The sequence below is a fragment of the Actinomyces marseillensis genome (assembly GCF_900155605.1).
Classification (GTDB): domain Bacteria; phylum Actinomycetota; class Actinomycetes; order Actinomycetales; family Actinomycetaceae; genus Pauljensenia; species Pauljensenia marseillensis.
Genome location: NZ_LT707420.1, coordinates 235,367 through 257,174 on the forward strand (window position 1 = coordinate 235,367; position 21,808 = coordinate 257,174).

The following is a 21,808-nucleotide window of genomic DNA, read 5'->3' on the forward strand; positions in this document are numbered from 1 at the left end:
GGTCGGGAGCGCCGCGAGCGGTCGGAGCGCGCAACGAGTGAAGCACCCGGGGTTCTCTTCTGCGGAGTCCCGGCCGTTCTTCGCACTCTCGGTCGTTCTTCCCGCCGCCTAGTGAGCGCTGGATTGAGTCGTTGACGGAGTGCTCGGTTGAGCGCTCTTCTGTGCACTTTGGCTCGGAGTGGGCTGCTCGATCAGCTGCCCATCGTCTCCAATCTTCACGCAAGCCTTCGTCGGCTGCGAAGAACGGCCATTTTCAGCCACCGAAACAACCTCGATGCACACGTCACCGGGAACGGTCTTCACGGAAACCGCATTCTGACGAGTATCCGCAACAACATCATCTTGGCCGGGCTTACTCACCGTGTAAACGTAGCGCCTGCGGCCAGCCGAAGAGGAAGCAGCCGCGGGATCCGTCCAACTCCACTGAATGTTGTCCCCGTTTACGCGGGCAACGAGCTGCTCGACCGCCGGCGGAGGAACGGAAACGGGGTCTTCTCCTTGCGCGCTTGTCGTGACGCTTGTGGAGGGAGTCGGGGTCGTATCGCCGACACCGACGATCTTCCCGCCGCCCGTCAGCATTGCGACAATAACAGCGCCTAAAACAACCATTCCCAAGATGACAAGCGCAACGATCGCGATAATTCTCTTCGGGCCCGAAGATCGACCATCTGGCAGATATCCCAAGGGATGCGAGGTATCGAAAGTGTTCTCGGTCGTATGCCCTGGAGCTCGCCACGAGTCCGGCGCAGGCGCATAGCCCGCCCCAAACGCCTCACTCGCCCCTCCCTCAGCTGCAGGCGCCTGGCCCATCTGCGGATTAGCTGCGGAGGGATCCCCAAGTTCGGTAGCGCCGGCTTGCGTTGGCGCTGCACCTGAAGCACCCTCCTGAGCTGCATTGATCCCCGAGGCCGAGGCCGGGCTGGCAGGAACATCGCCGCCAGCCCCGCCCCCGGTAGGTGCGGGCGAAGTAAAGGAATAATCGGGAGCCGAGGAGGGGCGAAGATCCACAGAAGATGGACGCAGGCGCGTACGCTCCGCGTCAATCGATGGCATCGCACGAAGACGCGTTGCCTCGTCTTGAACGGCTCCCCCAGAAAATTGATCCGACTGGTCCGCATTCCATGACGCAGAAGAGTCCGACGAAGACCCCGATGCAGCCTGCCCACCAAAACTGGAGAGCGCATTTCCATCGCGCAACTCCATCTTCGTCACAGGACGTCCCATGAGCGTCTGGATTTCCTGGAGCTGACGGCCTAACTCGGCGGCAGAAGAGGTTCGCTTTCGAGGATCCAATTGCATCGCGTGGCGCAGGACCCGCTCGAGTTCCTTGGGGGCGTCGGGGCGCGAAAGACCACGAATTCGCCCCTCGTACACACGGGCAGCAACAGAAGCTGCGCTATTGTCACCAACCGGGTCCTCGAAAGGACTACGACCACTCAGGAAGGTCCACAGCGTCGTTGCGAGCGCCCAGACGTCCTGGGTCGGATGCGCATGAGTCGAACGATTGTGCTGTTCCGGAGGCGCCCAAAGAACAGAAAAACCATCCAAGCTCCCCTTCTCCAGAGCGCCGATGCGAGCAGCAACACCAAAGTCACCCAACACCGGGTAGGAGTAGGAATCGAACATGACGTTCGCGGGCTTAATATCGCGATGAACATAGCCATTGCGGTGCAGCATTTCGACGCCGCCGCACAGCCTGATCACGACGTCAAGCGCGCGATCCACGGCCAAGGGCATTCGCCGTACCTGCTCGGCCACATTCGCTACTGGGCAAAACTCCATCTCCAGGTAGGGGCGACCATCTGGAGAGGTTCCAATGGAATACAACTCCACCACGGCGGGATGGCCGGCGATGGAGGTCATCACATCGGCCTCGTGGCGAATCTGCGCATACTCCACCTGATCGCCCACCGAGCGCGCAACCTTCACGGCAACTTCGCGCGCAGGCTGTTCTTGACGATACAGGTGCACGTCCGCGAAACCACCCGAACCAAGCGAACGCAGCCAGGTGTGACCGGGCAGTTCCGGGGGCGGAAGACGACGTGCTGGAACCGAAGGCGTCATGACTGGTGTCCTCTAAAAGGATGGCGGAGGCGTCGACGAAGCACCCCAAGCGGAGATGCTCCATGCTTTTGGCGGTAGCGTGCGCTCAAGGAGGTCACAGATAGGGCGCGACGAATCCTGGTCCAACGCGACGCATTCGATTTCAGCTCACTGCTGAGTTCATCAACGATCTGCCACGATTCATCGGCCTGCTGCGCAAGGGCCTCGTCACCGGAGAAGTCCGCGGTATCGGCCGCACGCGCAACGCGTACTGGTCTGGGCAATTCCTCACCAAACTGGTACCACTGCGCGTTCGACATCGATCCTGGCTTCGCGGCACTCGCCGGCCACAAAGGCGAAGAGGTGAGCATCCACGCGGCCTCCTGGCGAGTCATATCGGTTGGAACGACAACGCCCGCATCGCGCGCAAGATCAACAACCTCATCCCACGAACCCGTAAGCGCACGCGAAGGCACAGCCCCGCGACGCTTCTTACGGCGACGACTCTTCGCCACAAGAATGGCAAGCAACGGAACCGTCAGCAAGGCAAGAACACCGCCACCGGTTGCAATAGCTCCCCACGGGATCTTCAAACGAGAATCATCATTCGAATCCGAACCGCGGTCCGACGTCGAAGGCGGAAGATCTGCCGGTTCTTCGGGAGGCTCCGGGGGTTGGAGCACCTGGGGACGCGGGACCGAGCGAGGACGAGTTTCCTCTGTAATCGGCTTCTGATCCCTGGGCGGAGTCGGGTCAAAAATCGCCCAGCCAACACCCTGGAATTCAACCTCAACCCACGCGTGCACATCCGAACCGCGCAGGTCAATGTCTCCACCCTTCGAGTCATTCGGGTAGGCGCCCATGACAACGCGAGCGTTCATGCCCAAGCTGTGCAGCATGAGGGCCATGAGCACGGAGTACTGCTCATCGTCACCGACCATCTGCTCGCTCTCGAGCATGCGAGTCAAACGGTCCGCACGGCTACCCGGGCGGGACTTGGGATCATCGGCGTTCTCGTAGAAGCCCTTTTCCTTCAGGTGACGTTCGATCGCTCGAGCTTTAGCGAGGTCACCCTGCTCGGCAGCAGACTTCTGCGTCGCAAACTCACGAATTTCGTCTGGGACACTGGTGTCTCCACCGGTATAGGGCACGGCGTGAGTTCCGGAAAGCTGACCATCAGACCAGATCGGAACGATCATCGACTCCGTGGAGTACTCCATGTTCCCGCCCTGGACATTCTTCGTGGTCGACAGCGCGGCATTAGCCCACGCATCGTAGTAAAGACCGTCCTGAAGAGTCGTCGCTTGCGCGGTTGCTTGAGTACCTGAGGCCGATGTGTCCTGGTTGAAGACGATAGTCGAGGGGGTTCCCACGATGGGAACCCACGGCCCCAAAAGCTGCGAGGTCTTCAAGGACATCTGGGCACTTGAGCTACCCTCAACAGGCTTGTGCTGGGGCAAGGTCGATCCCACGTGAATATAGCCGTTTGACGGTCCCCTACCCGGAGACAACATGGTCATCGTGGTGCCGTCGTAGCTATCCATGACACCGATACGCACGCGCGCACCCTCGGGCAAACCATCCACGTGAATCAATGTGTCTTCTTTGAGGTCCACATTGTAGTGACGGAAAGCAGACAGAGGCGAAGGATACTGGCGAGCATCCAACGGGGGTTGAACGACATCACGCAGAACGATGCGCGAATACCACGGGCCATAAAGGTTCGTCAGTGGGACAGCTGCGCCCGCAACCAGGGCAATTACCAAGAGCCCGCCCGCAATTTGGCGTCCCACGTGGATCGTGCCCTGCGACCTTCCCCGAGTTGTTTCACCCAGGGTCGTTGCCGCATCGGCATCGATCGCTCCTCCGACGCGAACGTCTAGACCGGCCTCGAGGCGACGATACTGTCCTGCCCACGCGCACCAGCCCAAGGCAAGCGCCCACCACACAGCGACCAGGTAGATATTCGGGAAAGTTCCACCTTTACCCCACGCGATGCCAACAATGCCCATGATCGCAACAGGAAGAACCGCCGCGATCGCGCGTCCTGACCGCAGAACGAGGAGAGCTGCGATGAAAGAACACAGGAGTCCCGTCAGCCACGGAACCATCGTGGGACCGATGTACGCCGAGGCCGGAGGGGTAACAGTTAACAGGTCTTTCCACGAATACACGACCTGTAAAACCAAGAGCTGCAGGGTCCGGGCGGTCGGAAGGCCATAGAAAGTCGTCGAGGGATAAGCAGCCACTCCACCAACAAGGAAGTGGGTCGCAATGAGCCCCGCAATCGAAGAGATCGTATCCCAACGCCAGAAGGACGAGACCCACGCAACGAAAAGTCCCGCAGCAACGCCAGCGCCGGCGGCACGCAAGCCAGCCCACGATCCGAAGACGGCCTCGTGAATCCAGATTGTTGGAAGGAAAAGCGCAACCAGGCCGATGAGGAACCAGGCGGGCAAACCGGCGCGCGATACTTGGAAACCCGCGCGCGCATCAAGATGAAGGCCTTGTGTCGATGTTGTCATCAGGACAGACCCCCCGCTGCTACCAGTCGAGGCAGATCCTCAAGCGTAGGACAATCCGCCAAAGTTCCATGACTCAAACGACGCATCTTCGGGTGTCCCGGGCGAACTCGGACAACCGCACTGCGCACATCGATCGGAATCGCATTGAGTAACTGCGACGCCTGATTGTCATCGACAGTCGGGGCGACAACGACGGTGACGACGGAAAGTCCCGGGCGCTTCGCGATGGCCTCGCGCAGGCGAGCTATCAGGTCTTCCTCCCCAGAATCCTGAATCGCACACAGGGCATCCAACATGCGCGTCGCGGCAGTCGTTGTCACCCAATCGGTGACGGTCGATAGTGACACATTTCGAGAGGCAGCCATATCTGCAACAGCAAGCGAAGCCGCAACCGACACCGCATTTTCGAAGGAATCTCGGTCACTCCACTGTCCAAGACGGGTATCCAAAATGATCAGGTGGTGAGAACGACGCGTTTCCTCGAATTGGCGAACAACCAAGCGGCCCGTGTGTGCACTCATCGGCCAGTGCACATTACGCCGGTCATCACCGGGAACGTAATCGCGCAAGGCATGGAAAGACACATCCGACGAGGATAGTTTCGCGGTCGTCACGCCTTCGACGTCCGCGTGAATACCCGTGGCATCGAAAGGAATACGGATCGTCTTGGGGTGAACGTACAAAATCACAGGCTTAGACCAGGTGCCGATACGACGAATCAAACCCAAGGGATCGGCTCGAAGCGCGCGAGCGGGACCGACGGTGACAACGCCACGGCGGTGAGTAACGACCGAGAAAACCTCACTCCATACCTCACGACCACCCAAAGGCGGGACCAAGAACTGCAAAGCCGAGGACGCAATAGGAAGCTCGATCAGACCGCTGCGCGCACGGCGATCCGAGGTGTTTTCTGCGGTAATTTCGCCGACGGCCGTCTGCCCGGCAACAATGCGCTGACGCGGAAGACGAATCGAGACCTTGTGAGGGGAAGGAACAATCACCCAGATGATGGCAATAAGGAGAGCACCCGCACCTGCGCAGCCGATGAAGAATGCTTCGACCCAACCCCACAGGTATGAGACGAGTGCAGCAAGGAGTACCGAGGCACCAACAGCCCAACCGACAGAAGTCACCGAGCGCGCGCCATGGCGCAAGTACTTCATGCCTGGAGCCGAGGCAACGGAGTGCGCAAAACGAGCAATGCCCTGGCGGAGCCCGCTCAGAGATTCACGCAGATTTGCGCGCGCCGAGGCCAAGGATGAGCGCTTCTCAGCACGCTTACCAGAAGAGTGCTTACCCACGATCACCCACCTTTACTCGATACTGCAGCGATACGCGCATTGTCAGGCGCTCACCGCCGGGGCGGGAACCGAAGACAGTGCGCGAGCAATCACGCCCTGCGCGGTCGCTCCCGAGAAGGCCGCATCCGGGTCAACAACGATACGGTGTGCCCACACAGGTGCAGCGAGCGCCTTGATGTCATCGGGGAGGACGAAGTGGCGGCCCTGAGCGGCTGCCCACACGCGCGCGCACCGGACCATGCCGATGGCGCCACGGGTCGACACACCCAAGGTTGCGCTGTCATCTTCGCGCGTGGCCTCGGCAAGGGCAGCAACGTACTCGAGCACGGCGCGCTCGGTGTAGGTCTGCGCGGCCAAATCCGCCAAGCGCACAACCTGACCACTATCCAACAGGGGCTTAAGGCGCTTGGAGCGGTCCGGGGCTGCCGAACCGTCGAGGATTTCCGCCATGGCTGCACGCGAGGGATAGCCAACCGAGGCCTTCATCAAGAAACGGTCAAGCTGAGCTTCGGGGAGCGGATACGTTCCCGCCTGCTCCACAGGGTTCTGCGTTGCAATCACCATGAAGGGGCGAGGCGCAGCGTGAGTCACGCCATCGACGGTGACCTGCGCTTCTTCCATGACTTCCAGGAGAGCGGACTGAGTCTTGGGCGAGGCACGGTTGATTTCGTCAGCCAAGACGATGGAAGCGAAGATCGGGCCCGAGCGGAAATGCCACTCGTTGTTCTTCTGGTCGTAGACATTCACGCCGGTGATGTCACTGGGGAGCATGTCGGGCGTGAACTGAATACGCGAATGAGTACCCGCAATGGTCGCAGCAATCGCGCGAGCAAGAGCGGTCTTTCCTGTACCCGGCGCATCTTCCAGAAGGAGGTGTCCCCCGGCGAACATGGTTGTCAGTGCCAGGCGGATCACTGGTTCTTTATCCAGAAGCGCCTGAGAAATACCGCCGACGAGGCCAGCGAAGGTTTCTGCGAAACGCTGGGCATCTTGCGTGCTAAGCGCCATGGGAGGGACTCCATTCATCTTTCAGTTTCGAGTGATGTGCATATTGATTGTGGGTGGCGGGACTCGGTGCCCCGCGCGGGGCGGAGAGAGGTGGCGTCACGGCTACCTCGCAACTGCGCATGTGACTCGGCTGAGCAAAATCGGAAGATTACCCGAATTTGCCTTACTGAGTCGAACGCCCGTTTCGAAGGTGGAATTTGGTCCTCCTCGAGGAGTGAAGGTCGCGTAGCTCTGCGAGAAGTCATCCCACATCGAGCATCGCAGTGGCACCGCGTCACTTGCCCATGTCGAGGGCAATGTAATGCTGACCATCTGGCATTCCGCTAGCTCTGCCCCACGAGCATTCGCGGCGGTGCATTGAGATGTTGAACCGCTGAATGTACCGGGAATGTTAATCTTTGCGGTCTCAATGTTGGTTCCCGAGAGACGACCCCAAGTCGTTCCCAAAGAGTTTTGAGAACCGACAGAAACCTCGAGGACCTGCCCACCACTTGGGTTCAAAGTTGCGCTTCCCTGCAGGACCTTGCCCTGCGTGGGGCTGGCAGGGCCTGACGAGTCCTTGTACCAGAGGATGACTTCATCTGGGGCAAGGTAGCCAGCAGGCGGGGTTGCATCCCAGCTAACGACGACTGAGGTACCGTTCAGAACCATGCTGTACGTGGGAGGTGCCGGCTTCGAGTTTGCCTTTACCGTGACGGGCACAGCGTTACCGGGCACATCTTGGCCGTTCACATTTCCAACCTGGCGGATGAAAATCTGAATGTCGCCATCAGCTCCGACGTTGATGGTTTCGCCGCTGGTCACAGAATTCCACTGCCCATTTCCGCCAGAGCTTCGCGACCACTCCAAGTGCAGGTTGCGGTTATTGAAGCCCTGACCGGGTACGACAGCGAGGCCGTTCACCTTGGTCATTCCGTGCTCGCCCGTTGCGGTTGAAGAGAAGGACGACACATTCGGGTTCAGAGGCGAGGTGTAGACCTGGAAGGCAACCTCAGATGAATCCGAGCTTTGATCGCGCCAGTTGTAGGCCCGGATCTTCACATGGTAGTTCTCACCGGTGGCGAGTTCCGCAGTGTACTCGTTCTTATCTCCACCAACTTCACCAACGGAGCGACCGTTCACCTCGATGGTGTAGCGGGTGATTTCCGCACCATTCGCGTTGGGGGTCGGCCACGTGAAGCGGACACGTCCGCGGTCACCTGAACCACCGAGGTTCTCGACGCGAATACCGTCGGTACGCTCAGGCGGTCCGAAGGGAATGACCTTCTGCGAGTTCTGTGACGTCGGCGAAGGCTCTTCTGCACCGTTACGCGCCGAGATCGCAACCGAGTAGGTCTGACCGTTGCGCAGACCATCGACTCGGTATTCGGTCACATTTCCGGGGACCTCAATCTGGCGCGCACCACCGTTCTCGTAGACGTAAAGCGTGTAGCTCTTGATTGCCGATCCCTGGTTCGTCGGGGGCCTCCAACGCACGATAATTGCACCGTTTTCAGGCTCGACGGTCGGAGGAAGTGGCGCTTCAGGACGCATATCAATGAGAACTTCAGCCGAAGCAGCCGAAGGATCGGAGGTACCGACCGCGTTGTGTGCGACAACCGTGAAGGAGTGGCGAACACCGTTCTCAAGGCCATTCAACTGACATGAGCCAGACTCGCAGGAATAGCTGCGGCCGGTTGCACGGTCCGTCGCCGTGAATCCCGTAATGGTCGCACCGTTATCTGCTCCCGCCTGGAAGGTGACCAGAGCAGAACCGGGGCCGGTCGCCGTGACCGAGACGTTCGTCGGAGCATCGGGACGGTCACGGACAACGAGGCGTACCTTGCCTTCGACGATACGGTCCGGGTCACCGGTCGCATCCATCAAACGGTACCTAACCGTCATCTGCCCACGGAATCCAACAGCGGGGGTGATATTCAGGTTGGTGCCCTGAGGATCGACGGTCCCTTCACCAATTTGGATTGAGGCACCGACAACGCGAATGGGCGTTCCCGGGAAGGGGTTGATCGTGTAACGAGTCAGATCAACGACTTCGAGGCCGCCCGATCGCGCTGTCTCCAAGAGCGCGTCGGAAACCTGGATGAGGGGGCGGGTCGATGCGACAACCGTGATGGGCAGCTGACCGCTGACCGCACCGGCGCCATCATCAACGCTGACAGTCACCATGCCAACCGGACCCTTGGCACGGTCGACATCGGCGCGCACCAGCAAGGTGTGTCCGTCAAGGCTAATTGCCACGCCCTCGGGGAGGTTCGAAATCTCGTACTTGAAGCCCGCAGGATCCGCGCCTTCCGGGTCACGCACCATCTGTGCCAGATCGACTGCGGTAGCTTCTTCACCTGCAGCGACCCTGACCCCGGTCGGAACGAAAGTGACAGGCTGGTTTTGGGTCGCCTCGACCTTCAGGGGAAGAGTCAGTGTCGAGGTCAACGCCGAGTCGTCCCCTGCCGCTCCATCGGAGACTTCGAAGGAGAAGGAGGACTTACCAGACCACTCGGAATTCACGTGGAAGTGAACGTGGCGGTCATCGCTGAGCGTCATTCCCTCATCGATGCCGGCGGAGGGACGCAGTGTTGCGGCATTGGTAATGCGTGGGCTGCGACCATCACGAACAATGACGTAGTCGGCGATATCCAAGGAGACATCTTCGCCGGCTCGTACCTTGACGGGAACCTTAGTGGTGTCAATAGCCGGGTGATTGCGTTCCAGTCCAGGGACGGACACAACCGCCGAGGAACTTAAACCATCAGCGTCAGTGATCGTGTAGACGATCAGCATGCGCTCTTCCTTCGGAGTAATCACCAGGTCAGAGCCAGAAACCTCGACACCTTCAGCCTTCGTCGTGACGCGGAGGTTATTGACATCCCCATCGGGATCCTCGTCGTTGGCCAAAACCGAAACCTTTACAGTTCCGCCCTTGGCGGGAAGCTGCGAGGTCGAGACGACGTCATCGCGCGCGATGGGCGGTTGAAGTTGAGCATCACTGGCGACGTTAATGGTCAATGTGCCACGTGAAACACCGCCGCGATTATCCGTAACCTGGTAGGACACCAAGTAGGAGCCGTCCGCGGCAGGAGTCGTCAGGAAGATGGAGTTACCGTGAATTTCGGGCTTGAGCTCTTCCGTCGAGGTCTGCAAAGAACCCGGAACGAGCGAAATCGTATCGCCATCGGGATCGATGTCATTGGTAAGGACAGCGACGCCGAGCTGCCTATTAGGACGGGTAAGAACCGTGTCCGGTACTGCCGTTGGCGGCTGATTCAAGGTAGCCGGAGGCGCGATACCAACGCGGACTCGCGCCGAGGCCTGCTTGCCCTGACGGTCTTCAACGATGTAGGTGAAGATATCGGTTCCAATGGTATTCGGGGCAGGAGTGTACTCCAGCCAATCGACGCCGAGCTCGACGGTACCCTTGGTCGGGGATTGCTCGATTCCAACAAGAGTCACCGAGTCACCGTCGGGATCGATACCGTTCAAAGGCACGGAAATTCGCGTTGTTTCACCGCTGACTGCCCACGCAGTCAATGCCTTCGGCTGAGGCTGAGCATTCGTTCCATTCTTCTCCAGAACCTCGAAAGTAACCGTTGACGTTGCCATGTTTCCGGCGCTATCGCGAACCGTGTAGGCCACGTGCATGACACCGGGGGTGTTACCGGCTTCGAGGCGGACCAAGTTACCGGTTACGAAAGGCGTGCCCACGGCCTCGTTCGGGGTGTACTGAAGACTCGGGTCAACCTTCAGGCTCAATCCTGAAGGAGAACGGTCATTGGCAAGCACCGGTACCGAGGCGATATCTCCCACGCGCACGCGAGTGCGGTCAGGCTGGAGATCGGGCGGGAGTTTCGTATCTTCCGCAGTCGTGGGAACAACGGTCACACGTGCACGAGCCGTATTCGTTCCGTTGGAAACCACGTAGTCAAAAGAAACTGACGAATCCAGACCTGCGGGCGCAGTGATGCGCAAGAGGTGTCGATCTACCAGGGTGACTTCCAGTCCGAGGCCATCAGGAACCTCAACCTGCTGAACGACCAGCACGCCACCGGCAGGATCGGAGTCATTGTTCAGCGGGGCAACAAGGGCAGAACCGCCCGCTGGTAGAACTGCCAAGTCGTCTTCGGCGACGGGAACTGCCTGTTCATCGACTTGGACAACATCGACTCGGACCACGCCCAAAGCGGTCGCGGGGCCATCACTCACCGTGTAGGTGAACTGGTAAGAGCCAGGGGCCTGTGCGACAAAGTTGACGGTTCCCAGTTCAAGATCCGGAGTGATCTGGCTACCTGCAGGAGCAACAGAAAGTGCAACCAATGAGAGGTTGTCACCGTTGGGATCGGTGTCATTCGCCAAAGGAGAAATCGTTGTGATTTCGCCGGCACGCGCGACATAGAAGTCCGCGTTGGCGACCGGGGGAAGGTTACCGGGATTTTGGACATTGACGGTCAAGGTCCCCGAAGTGGTTGCGCGACCGTCAGAAACTTCCAAAGCGATCGTGTGGACTCCAACGCTGGCGCCCAGGTCACGGATCTGCAGGGTTCCTTCTTCACGGAACTGCAGTTCGATTCCTTCAGGGGCACGCGCATTGGACAAGAAGATCGGGTCGCCGTCCGGATCCTGCCAATCCGTCAAAACGTTGTATTCAATCTGCGCGCGGTGTCCCAGGGCGATACCGGGATCGCGCAGCTGCTTGGGACCAGAATTCATATCCCACGGGTGGACGGTCACCGTCACCTTCGCGGTAGCGACTGCCTGACCGTCGGAGGCCTCGTAGGTGAAGGAGGTACTTCCTGTTTGAGTATCACTAATATCCGTAATCTGCAGCGCCCGGCCGCCACGAGTGCGCGTGACCTTACCAAATTGGGGATCGGTCACTGGACGAGCAGTCAGAACATCGCCATCTGCGTCTGAGTCGTTGTTCAGAACGGGAAGAGTAGTTGTGCGTCCCGGGCGAATACCAAACTCATCATCGACCGCGTCGGGAGGAGTGTTGTGATCTTGTCTTTGGGGATCAGCAATCTGGTCGGTGATCTGAGGAGAATCTTCTTCCTTCTCCTTCTTATCGAGATTGGGATCCTGCTTATCCCAATCATCCATCAGGACCATGTTGTGTTCGGGTAGCCATACGGATCCCGAGGTGGTGTCATTCAGGACGATTCGAGTGCGATTTGTTCTAAAGACGATCGTCGTTGCCTTCTTCAAGGAGTCAACGATCATCTGACTATTCAGGCTGGGATCCGTGCAGTTACGGACATATGCGCCTGATTTTGCCCACGCCCCATACGCGCATCCCTTATGAAAAACGGGACGTGCGGGAGTTCCTGAAGAACCGTCACTTGATGCCGGGATCTTCGTGACCGCACCGCCCTTGAGGGGAACCGAGATCAGTTCACGATCGGTTGCAAGAAGGACCGAAGAAGAATCAGGGCCGACGTCTTGGAGGGTAACGGAAGCGCTAATCCCATCATCTGCAAGATTGCGCAGGGAACCATCGGGAAGAACCAGAACCCTGTTGCGAGTATCCAAGGCGACCGGCTGCTCGCCAACAGCGGTCATCACCAATTCGGCGTTAGCCGATAGTCCCTTAATGTCGGTGGACTTGAGACGGTCAAGCTGTCCCTCGCGAGTCACACTGATTCGTCGTCCAGCGCGCGGGGAGATTGCAAAAAGAGTGCCTTTTTGGGAAACAGTCGCAACGCCTTGATCCATGTCGGTAGCAACTGCGCCCTCATCTGTGTAGGCGGTTGATGAAGGGCTCGATACCTGGGAGAGCCAGACCTGTCCCCCTGAAGCATCCATGACTGCCAAGCGTGAGCCGCCCTGAACAACGCGCGCGTTTTCGGGCAGAGACGTTGCAGCACCCAGTGACACCTGGGCAACATCAACCGGGGCAACCGAGTGAGCGGTCTTATCGGTAAAAGTCACATCGTTTCCGGACTGCCCGATATCAAATTCCGTGGTATTTGCTCGGAAAGCGCCATCGAGAATTCGGGAATCATAGTTCAGGTGGCCAACGAGTTTCTTCGAAGAATTCGTCACCCAAATGCCGCCGTCATCGACGTCGACTTCAGCGGTCGTCACGCCCTGGTGAAGAATGGCAAGAGTCGAAACAGTGACAGTGAAAGCCGCAACCAACGCAGCCGGAATCCGGCGTCGGTTCATGCGCTTGCGCTGAACACTTTTCTTCTGCTTCATTTACTTCTCACCACTCTTGGACAGGATAGAGGTGTCGATTCTTAAAGTTGACCTCTTTTAGTGTCCCACGCACTGCCCTCATTTGAGGAACTGAAGTCCAACTTCACACAGGCTCCTTCGAGCTTTTTCCCGGAATCTCGCGGAAAATTTCGAAGAAATTACATTCATGTACGTATTGAGCGCTGTGGACAAGTGACGCACAAGCCGGGCGGGGGCCTGCGCAACAATTCTCGCAGACCCCCGCCCCGCCTCGTACAACAAGTCACGGCGAACTCAAGGGGGACCACCCAAGGACGTCCACCGCTTACGGCCTCACTGACCGTTGAAGGTGAACTCTCGGTCTTCTCCTTCTCCCTTCACGCCGACAGTGACAACCTGCCCCGGAAGGATATCTCCGAAGAGAATGCGCTCGGAAAGCGCGTCCTCGATATCGCGCTGAATCGCGCGACGCAGCGGACGAGCACCCAGAACCGGATCGAAACCGCGGTCCGCAAGCAGCTCGCGCGCCTCGTCGGTGATCTGGAGCTTCATATCCTGAGCCTCCATACGCTTGGCAAGGTTGGCGATCATCAGATCCACGATCTGCTTGATCTGTTCCTTGTCGAGCGGCGGGAAGACCACGACCTCGTCCACGCGGTTGAGGAACTCGGGACGGAAGTGCTGCTTGAGCTCTTCGTTCACCTTTGCCTTCATGCGCGAGTAATCGTGAGTGATGTTCTCAGTGGACTGGAAGCCCGTGAGCACGCCCTTGTTGATGTCTCGCGTTCCAAGGTTGGTGGTCATGATGATCACCGTGTTCTTGAAGTCAACCTTGCGGCCCTGCGAATCGGTCAGGCGACCTTCTTCCAGAATCTGCAACAGCGAGTTGAAGATATCCGGGTGAGCCTTCTCGACCTCATCGAAGAGGACGACAGAGAAGGGACGACGACGGACCTTTTCGGTGAGCTCGCCACCCTCGTCGTAGCCAACGTAGCCGGGAGGAGCACCGAAGAGACGCGAGGAGGTGTGCTTCTCAGAGAACTCGGACATATCGAGCTGGATCAGCGCATCCTCATCACCGAAGAGGAATTCGGCCAGGGCCTTCGCAAGCTCCGTCTTACCCACACCGGTCGGGCCGGCGAAGATGAACGAGCCACCGGGACGCTTCGGGTCCTTCAGGCCACTTCGAGTTCGACGAATCGACTGAGCCAGAGCCTTAACCGCGGCATCCTGACCGATGACGCGCTTGTGCAGCTCGTCTTCCATCTTGAGCAGCTTCGCGGACTCAGTCTGAGTGAGCTTGAAGACCGGAATACCCGTCGACATAGCCAGAACCTCGGCGATATCGTCCTCACCGACCTCGGCGATTGAGTCGCGCGAGCCATCGCGCCAGCTGGATTCCTTCTGCTTGCGTTCTTCGGTCAGCTTCTGCTCTTCATCGCGAAGAGCAGCGGCCTTCTCGAAGTCCTGATCGTCGATAGCGGACTCCTTGTTGCGCTTCACTTCGGCGATCTTCTCGTCCAGCTCACGCAACTCCGGCGGTGCGGTCATGCGGGAAATACGCAGGCGGGCACCGGCCTCGTCCATCAGGTCAATGGCCTTATCGGGCAGGAAACGATCCGAGACGTAGCGGTCGGCCAGCTCGGCGGCGGCCTGGATCGCAGCGTCGGTAATGATGACGCGGTGGTGGGCCTCGTAGCGATCACGCAGGCCCTTGAGGATGCCCACTGTCTCTTCGACGGTGGGCTCATCAACCTTCACCGGCTGGAAACGGCGCTCAAGAGCCGCGTCCTTTTCGATGTACTTGCGGTATTCGTCGTTGGTGGTTGCGCCGATCGTCTGAAGTTCGCCGCGTGCAAGCATGGGCTTGAGCATCTGCGAGGCGTCGATGGAGCCTTCCGCTGCGCCCGCTCCAACCAGGGTGTGGATCTCGTCGATGAAGAGGATGATGTCGCCGCGAGTGCGGATCTCCTTGAGGATCTTCTTGAGGCGTTCTTCGAAATCACCGCGGTAGCGTGAACCGGCGACCAGCGCGCCCATATCGAGGCTGTAGATCTGCTTGTCCTTGATGGTTTCGGGCACGTCACCGGCAACGATTGCCTGGGCGAGGCCTTCGACAACTGCGGTCTTTCCGACGCCCGGCTCGCCGACCAGAACGGGGTTGTTCTTCGTGCGGCGCGAGAGGATCTGCATGACGCGCTGCATTTCAGTGCGGCGGCCAATCACCGGGTCGAGCTTGTTTTCGCGGGCAGCCTGGGTGAGGTTGCGGCCGAATTGCTCGAGAATCGCCGAGTTTGTCTGGCCGCTTCCGCTTGAGGAGGCGCCGACGCCGACGCTTTCGCGGCCGTCGTCGCCGTTGCGCTGGTAGCCGGAGAGGAGCTCGATCACGGTCTGGCGGACCTTGCCAAGGTCTGCGCCGAGCTTAATGAGGACCTGCGAGGCAACGCCTTCGCCTTCCTTGAGCAGGCCGAGGAGGAGATGCTCGGTGCCAATGTAGTTGTGGCCAAGCTGCAGCGCCTCACGCAAGCTCAGCTCGAAGACGCGCTTGGCGCGGGGGGTGAAGGGGATGTGGCCTTCGACGGGCTTTTCGCCTTCGCCAATGATGTCGATGACAGCTGTGCGAACGGCATCTTTGTTGATATCGAGGCTTTCGAGCGCCTTGGCTGCCACGCCTTCACCTTCGGTGATTAGACCGAGCAGCAGGTGCTCTGTCCCGATGTAATTGTGATTGAGGCTGCGCGCTTCGTCCTGCGCGAGGACCACAACCCGTCGGGCCCGGTCCGTAAAGCGTTCAAACATCGTTTCTCCCTTTTGTTCAGATCGCAGCGAGGCGCGGGCGACCTGGTTTTCACTGACTCCCACACTACGGGGAACTCAGGCCGCGCGCGCGTTTGTTCACCGAGGGCAGATGGGTTTTACGGAGGCTCGGAGAGTATTTAGAGCCCGATCCCGTGTCCACCTTCGGACAAAGTGCGTCAGAGTGCGCGAGGAAAGAACACGAGCTGAACTAAACGCCTCCGTTATGACGCACTTTGTCCGGGGGCGGCGAGGAAGGGGGCAAGGGCCTGAGTGCGGGCTGGGAGGAACGAGGCAAGGGCCTGAGTGCTGGCGGGGAAGGGGGCTGGAAGTGGGCAGAGGGAATAGAGAACAGGGCTGGAGGTGGGGATGTATTGTGTCCGGGAAGAGGAGACAGCCCCGGCGCAGCAAAACCACCGAAAACTGACAAAGGCCGGAGCTGTCACCAGCTCCGGCCCCCTCCTACGACTTGTGTCTAGACCTCAATGACCAAGGTGTAGGGCCCGTCATTGACCAGATCGACCGACATCATTGCACCGAAACGTCCCGTTTCAACATGGATTCCGCGCGCACGCAGCTCATCGACAACGGAATCAACCAGCGGCTCTGCCACAGGCCCAGGCGCAGCCTTCGACCACGATGGGCGCCGACCCTTGCGCACATCGCCATAGAGAGTGAATTGAGAAACGATCAGTACGGATGCCCCGCTGTCCTGAATCGAGGTCTCATCCTCGAAAATGCGCAGCTCAGCGATCTTGCGGGCCAAGGTCTTCGCATTCTCGACCGTGTCGTCATGAGTCACTCCAACAAGGACAACGGCTCCCGGACCGTCAAAGGCTCCAACAACCTGGCCATCGACCGACACTGATGCGCGAGTAACGCGCTGCAAAATTCCACGCATGGGAGTGCTCCTTGGCTCCTAAGTTCATCATCCGCTTGTAGCTGTGCATCCCATAGTTACCAGCGAGACAAGCATCCGGGCAAGACTGAGGCTTTACCGGCTGCCTATTGACTTCCCACCAAGCGCGGGAATATCCGGACGGCGCAATTCGGGATTATGCAGCCCAGCCCCCGGACGTTCCTTCGGCGATACCGAAGATTTCCCGTCGACCGGCACGATCAACTCTTGCGCAGCTGCAATTCCGTCCAAATCCAGCACGACCTGGGGCGGAAGGGCGCGCGAAACCAGTGCCAGCGCGATCGGCCCCATATCTGCATGACGCGCAACCGAGGTCACCATTCCCACGCGACGACCGCTGAGTTCAATGAATTGTCCCCGCTGGGGGATGTCGCCCCTGGATCCGTCCAGTTGGAGGAAAACCAATCGGCGTGCGGGCCTCCCCAGATTCAAGATTCGCGCGACGGCTTCTTGCCCTCGGTAGCAGCCCTTGTTCGTGTGCACTGCGGTTCGCAGCCAGTCCAGTTCCGCGGGCATGGAACGTCCGTCGGTTTCGTATCCCAGACGAGGCCGCCACGCCGCGATGCGCACCGCTTCCCACGCGTTTATTCCCGCTGCGCGGCGCTTGAGCTGGTCATTGCTCCAGGCCTGCCAGAACTCGCGCGCTCTTTCCTTGGGAATCAGGTGAATATGGAAGGAGACGTTCTTTCCCGGGTGCGAGCCACGGAAGTACTCCGCTCCCCCATCGACCACGCCTGGCCACGGGTCATTCCAGGTCATCGCGACCTGTTCATAGTTGGAAACACCACTATTTCCAACGCTTCCAAGGATCCACCAGCCTTGGGAGAGAGTGACTTCAACGCGGAGCGCGAAACGCATGGAGTTCAGCCAATCCGCAAGGCCCTGTGCGCTGCTACGTTCCGTCATCAAGTAGAGGGCTTCGCCGTCGTCGATCGCGCCGGCCGCGTATTCAATGTGGCCCTGCGGATCGAGGATCAAGAGCTCCCGCGATTCCCCCGCTTCGATTCCGGTGAGGACTTGACTGGAAATCGAGGTGAGCCACGTCAAGCGATCTGGTCCACGAACTTCGACGATGGCAAGATCGGGACGATCAACCAGCGCGCGGCCAGCTTCTAAAGCCCACTGTTCTCCGGAAGGATCCCCGTAGTGCGCGATAGCGCCATAGCCTACCGCCGCAGGCTCCGGCGCGGTGTTTTCCGCGCCACCAGGCGCTTCTTCGAAGTTCCCTTCCCCTGTCTGATCAGCGTCAAGATCATCGAGCACAACCGCGCCGGGAAGTTCCGCCAGCGGAGACACCCACTGCGCGTCACCACCCCTTCCGCCATCACCGAGGCCGGTTCCCCCATTCTCCGAAGAGAAACCTTCTCCGACCAGCGTCACTTACTCTTCACCAGCCTCTTCATTAACGCGCATGAGACGTCCCGACAATTCAACCTGGTCTTCTTCGCCGTCAAGCTGCTTTTCGTTCGCCCACAGCATTTCGCCGGCAACGAGGCCGTACATTCGCGAAAGACGTTGGTAGACAGTTGCCGCAGGATCACAAATCAGGGCATCTGTTTCCATCTGAACACGTGGCCCCATGGAGCGCCCCACCCAGCGAGCGCTATAACCGTCACTTTGCGCACCCTGTGCGACCATTTCACGAGTCTCAAACTGGCCGGGTTCGGGCAGCACTCCGGACCCGGGAAGCAGAGAAACATAGAGCGTCTCTTCGCGCATCAGATCGCCAATTTCGAGGGCCGCTACGCCCGTGGCGGCATCCCAGACGGGATCGATCGACTCACGCGCGCTCGCAGAGTAAATCCTTGTCACGAGCTTCATCTGAACGCCACTAATCAGGCCCTCAACCTCTTCATAGATCGGCTGATCTTCGCCTTCATCAACGCTGAGCATCCCCCAGCCTTTCCATTGGCCGAGCATCCAAGCCAAGGGAGCGATTTCAGTGGGCAGATTTTCTGGAATGACCATCATGCATCCAGCCTAAGCGGCCCCACCTTCATCTGCGAACCGAAATTGACTGCCACCGCCCATCCCTGCGCGAACGCCCACATGGACTGGGGTTTCGAGGCAATGGCTCCCTAAGCGAACGCCGCACGTCAACCGAGTCTCACACAGGGATTACGCGACCAAACACTCCACGCAAGTCCCCCGGACACTACCACCCAGCCACGGCCTCGGAAATCGGCTAAATCCCGCCGATCCGGAACATGATATACACGGGCAAGGCGGCGAGCAGGAACTTCGCGCTCCCACGCGCAATCGCGCCCATTGTCGGCCGCGCCCACTCGGTGTCCCCCATGAAACCATCCAAAACGATGACAACCAGAGCAACCGCGATTCCCGTAAACACGCCCAAAATCACGACAGCCGTCGTCAGCCCCGAATAGGCCGCCAGGCCGGGCAGAACAATTGGACTCAGGTCCGCACTTTGGCCGAGCTTCCACACGGCGACGGAGGCAAGAACGCCCGACAGGAGCGCCGCACCAAGCGCGCCAAAAGACTGTGAACGGAAACTCGCACCAATCTGATCGCCCCACACCGTGCACGAGACAATCACGCAAGCGATCGGAACCGCGATCCTCCACCCCTGTGAGGAGGCAAGGGTCACCCATGAAGACGCGGAAACAACCAGGAGCAGCGCGGTCATCGAACTCATGAGCGAAGAAGTCGTCGAGCGCGCCGCCCACACGACCCGCCCGCTCTTCGAATAATCACGCGGCGTTGAGGCCGTAAAAACCTCGACAATCACAAGGCCAACCGTCCCCAACCCCATGACGGCAGTGGCCGCCATAAGGTCCGCGGTGAAAGTTACGACGCCCGCGGAAACACAACCTGCGAGGCCGACCGCGACCTGGGCTGGGACCGTGACCTTCGTGTTCGTCAGCGATGGCCAGCCCGCCGCCAGCAGGCACGAGGCCAAGGCGACGACAACCGCGCACGCCCAGGATTCCCATGGTGAGAACCAGAGGGCACAGGTCGCGACGGAGAGAAGCAGCACCGTAAGAGCAGATGTATGGAGGCCGCGACGAAGCTCGGGTTTAATCGACCGATGCTCGTGAGAGTGCGTGCTCGAGTGGCGGCCTTCGGCTGCAAGCGCGAGTTCTCTCGCTCGAATACCGTGGCGAACACGAATAATGCCTGTGCTCAGTGTCACGGGTTCAATCGTGTCGTCATACTCGAGAACACTACGCGAAAGCTGGGTTGGGCTTTCTTGCACGGGTTCTTCCACCGCGCGTTGAGCAGCGAGTTCACGCTGGCGTTCGCGGCGCGAGGGTAGTTTCGGAGGGGATGACTCGAGGTTCTCCATTCCTCTATAGTCCCACATGGATGCCTCCGGGGTCTTAATCCCAGCGCGGAGCCCCATCATGCGCATGGCACGCTCGTGTTCTATGCTCATGCATGCGCACCGAGTTGTTAAGCCCCGGGCTCCAACTTCTGCCGCTACGAGCGGCCTTCGCGCCGACAGGCGCTTTCGGCTCGGTGCGCGCTTTTTTATGCGCAAATGACGCCCACACGCACCGACGCCGCGCTCCCCCTCAACAAGGAAACGCGGCGCCGGCCTTAAAAATCACGTCGTGTCGGAGGATTACTCCCCAAGCAGCGGGAAACGAATCACCGTTGCCTCGCGACCGGGACCAACACCAATCGAAGAAATCCTGCAGTTCACAAGCTCTTCGAGGCGAAGGATGTACTTCTGTGCGGCCTCGGGGAACTCATCGAAGCTCCGGCAGCCGGTGATGTCCTCGCTCCAGCCCTCGAGCATCTCGTAGACGGGGGTCGCGCGCGCGAAATCAACCTGATCCGGGGGCATTTCATCAACGACAACGCCATCAAGCTCGTAGCCGACGCAGACGGGAATTTCCTTGTAACCGGTGAGAACGTCGAGCTTGGTCAGGCACAAGTCGGTCAATCCGTTGACACGCGTCGCATAGCGAACAACAACGGCATCGAACCAGCCGGTACGACGCGGGCGCCCAGTGGTGACGCCAAATTCTCCGCCGCGCGTGCGCAGGTCGTCACCGACCTCGTCGGTAAGTTCGGTCGGGAAGGGGCCCTCCCCCACGCGAGTCGTGTAGGCCTTTGCAACACCGACAACGCAATTGATTCGAGTCGGGCCAACGCCCGCGCCCGCGAGTGCGCCACCGGCCGTCGGATTCGATGAGGTCACGAAGGGATAGGTTCCGTGATCGATATCAAGCATGGTTGCCTGACCACCCTCAAAAAGAACGGTATCGCCGCGGTCAAGAGCATCATTGACGACCAAGGACACATCGCACATCATCGGCTCAATGCGATCGGCGAAGGACAGGAGGTGGTCGGTGACTTCAGCGGGGTTCAGGGTAGGCAGACCCACGGCCTCGAAAATCGTGTTCTTGGGGGCGAGCGCGGCCTCGACCTTGGCGCGCAGTGTCTCGGGGTGGAAGAGGTCCTGGATGCGGATACCGATGCGGTTCATCTTGTCCGCGTAGGTCGGGCCAATGCCGCGTCCGGTCGTGCCGATCTGGTTATTGCCGCGCGCGCGCTCGTTGGCTTGGTCCATGAGGCGGTTGTAGACGGGGATAATGTGCGCGTTTGCCGAGATCAGCAGGCGCGAGCAGTCCACGCCTCGTGCTGTGATGGCCTCGATTTCATCGAAAAGAACATCGAGGTCAACGACGACGCCGTTACCGATGATCGGAGTGACGCCTTCGGAGAGGATTCCCGCGGGCAGGAGGTGGAGGGCGTACTTCTCGCCATCGATGACGACCGTGTGTCCCGCGTTGTTGCCGCCGTTGAATTTAACGACGTAGTCAGTGTGTTGTCCCAGCTGGTCGGTAGCTTTTCCCTTGCCTTCGTCGCCCCATTGGGCGCCGAGAACGATGACGGCGGGCATGTTTTCTCCGTTATTCAATGCGTTGAGCGGGTATATGAAGTGATCGCGTCAGCGAAGGCGCAACAGGCATAGTTTAGCCGAGGATTGCCGAGGCCGGGTTGAGCGGGCTTTCTTGTCGCAAAGCAGGTGCTACTGACCTTTGCGTCGCCGCGTTGTGGATCGTTAGCGGTCGGGA

At 59.5% G+C, this 21,808-nt stretch carries 11 protein-coding genes; all 11 read right to left on the reverse strand.

All coding sequences use genetic code 11. From position 1 onward, the window contains the following. Positions 1–108: 108 nt before the first annotated feature. On the reverse strand, positions 109–2,064 hold the full coding sequence (locus tag BQ8011_RS00990) for a serine/threonine-protein kinase (protein WP_083429960.1): 1,956 nt from the start codon (positions 2,062–2,064) through the stop codon (positions 109–111). Next, complete coding sequence (locus BQ8011_RS00995; protein ID WP_072456774.1) at positions 2,061–4,568, reverse strand: transglutaminase-like domain-containing protein; 2,508 nt, start codon at positions 4,566–4,568, stop codon at positions 2,061–2,063. The genes BQ8011_RS00990 and BQ8011_RS00995 overlap by 4 nt, the downstream gene beginning before the upstream one ends. After that, positions 4,568–5,869 (reverse strand): DUF58 domain-containing protein, encoded by a 1,302-nt coding sequence (locus BQ8011_RS01000; RefSeq protein WP_231945329.1) that lies wholly within the window; start codon positions 5,867–5,869, stop codon positions 4,568–4,570. The genes BQ8011_RS00995 and BQ8011_RS01000 overlap by 1 nt, the downstream gene beginning before the upstream one ends. Positions 5,870–5,911: 42 nt before the next feature. Then, on the reverse strand, positions 5,912–6,877 hold the full coding sequence (locus tag BQ8011_RS01005) for an AAA family ATPase (protein ID WP_034500429.1): 966 nt from the start codon (positions 6,875–6,877) through the stop codon (positions 5,912–5,914). A 102-nt stretch (positions 6,878–6,979) separates the two neighbouring features. After that, entirely contained in the window at positions 6,980–13,066 is a 6,087-nt protein-coding gene (locus BQ8011_RS01010; protein WP_072456777.1) for an Ig-like domain-containing protein, read from the reverse strand. 312 nt (positions 13,067–13,378) lie between these two features. After that, on the reverse strand, positions 13,379–15,844 hold the full coding sequence (locus BQ8011_RS01015; RefSeq protein WP_072457813.1) for an ATP-dependent Clp protease ATP-binding subunit: 2,466 nt from the start codon (positions 15,842–15,844) through the stop codon (positions 13,379–13,381). Positions 15,845–16,316: 472 nt separating this feature from the next. Continuing rightward, positions 16,317–16,742: a D-aminoacyl-tRNA deacylase gene (gene dtd / locus BQ8011_RS01020; RefSeq protein ID WP_072456779.1), complete on the reverse strand. Its 426-nt coding sequence runs from the start codon at positions 16,740–16,742 to the stop codon at positions 16,317–16,319. 93 nt (positions 16,743–16,835) lie between these two features. Then, complete coding sequence (ygfZ, locus tag BQ8011_RS01025; RefSeq protein WP_173656074.1) at positions 16,836–18,023, reverse strand: CAF17-like 4Fe-4S cluster assembly/insertion protein YgfZ; 1,188 nt, start codon at positions 18,021–18,023, stop codon at positions 16,836–16,838. A 117-nt stretch (positions 18,024–18,140) separates the two neighbouring features. Further along, on the reverse strand, positions 18,141–18,731 hold the full coding sequence (locus BQ8011_RS01030; RefSeq protein WP_072456782.1) for a heme-binding beta-barrel domain-containing protein: 591 nt from the start codon (positions 18,729–18,731) through the stop codon (positions 18,141–18,143). A 214-nt stretch (positions 18,732–18,945) separates the two neighbouring features. Then, a complete protein-coding gene (locus BQ8011_RS09100) occupies positions 18,946–20,157 on the reverse strand; it encodes a hypothetical protein (protein WP_231945330.1) in 1,212 nt (403 codons plus the stop codon). 189 nt (positions 20,158–20,346) lie between these two features. After that, a complete protein-coding gene (locus BQ8011_RS01040; RefSeq protein WP_072456785.1) occupies positions 20,347–21,633 on the reverse strand; it encodes an adenylosuccinate synthase in 1,287 nt (428 codons plus the stop codon). Positions 21,634–21,808: the final 175 nt, after the last annotated feature.

Bases quoted from the DNA above. Each gene is read 5' to 3' on its own strand.
- BQ8011_RS00990 (WP_083429960.1), bottom strand. From the start codon at position 2,064: ATGACGCCTTCGGTTCCAGCACGTCGTCTTCCGCCCCCGGAACTGCCC.
- BQ8011_RS00995 (WP_072456774.1), bottom strand. From the start codon at position 4,568: ATGACAACATCGACACAAGGCCTTCATCTTGATGCGCGCGCGGGTTTC.
- BQ8011_RS01005 (WP_034500429.1), bottom strand. From the start codon at position 6,877: ATGGCGCTTAGCACGCAAGATGCCCAGCGTTTCGCAGAAACCTTCGCT.
- BQ8011_RS01010 (WP_072456777.1), bottom strand. From the start codon at position 13,066: ATGAAGCAGAAGAAAAGTGTTCAGCGCAAGCGCATGAACCGACGCCGG.
- BQ8011_RS01015 (WP_072457813.1), bottom strand. From the start codon at position 15,844: ATGTTTGAACGCTTTACGGACCGGGCCCGACGGGTTGTGGTCCTCGCG.
- dtd (WP_072456779.1), bottom strand. From the start codon at position 16,742: ATGCGTGGAATTTTGCAGCGCGTTACTCGCGCATCAGTGTCGGTCGAT.
- BQ8011_RS01030 (WP_072456782.1), bottom strand. From the start codon at position 18,731: ATGATGGTCATTCCAGAAAATCTGCCCACTGAAATCGCTCCCTTGGCT.
- BQ8011_RS09100 (WP_231945330.1), bottom strand. From the start codon at position 20,157: ATGAGCATAGAACACGAGCGTGCCATGCGCATGATGGGGCTCCGCGCT.
- BQ8011_RS01040 (WP_072456785.1), bottom strand. From the start codon at position 21,633: ATGCCCGCCGTCATCGTTCTCGGCGCCCAATGGGGCGACGAAGGCAAG.